Origin of the sequence: Streptomyces sp. NPDC005566 (genome assembly GCF_040605575.1) — a bacterium.
In the GTDB taxonomy this organism is placed as follows: domain Bacteria; phylum Actinomycetota; class Actinomycetes; order Streptomycetales; family Streptomycetaceae; genus Streptomyces.
This window is the reverse complement of sequence record NZ_JBEXDB010000021.1, coordinates 74,571-74,784: the sequence shown is the minus strand read 5'-3', so window position 1 is coordinate 74,784 and position 214 is coordinate 74,571. Positions and strand designations below refer to the sequence as shown.

Genomic DNA, 214 nt, shown 5'->3' with positions numbered 1-214 from the left:
GCCGATGGTGGCGCTGACGGCGGTGCCGATGGTGGCGCTGACGGCGGTGCTGACGGCGGTGCTGACGGCGGTGCCGATGGTGGCGCTGACGGCGGTGCTGACGGCGGTGCCGATGGTGGTGCTGACGGCGGTGCCGATGGTGGTGCTGACGGCGGTGCCGATGGTGGTGCTGACGGCGGTGCCGATGGTGGTGCTGACGGCGGTGCCGATGGTC

General features: G+C 72.9%; 1 protein-coding gene. It reads left to right on the top strand.

What is annotated here, in order from left to right:
- A partial coding sequence (locus ABZS61_RS29035; protein ID WP_356427531.1) for a hypothetical protein occupies positions 1–214 on the top strand: 214 nt, incomplete at both ends.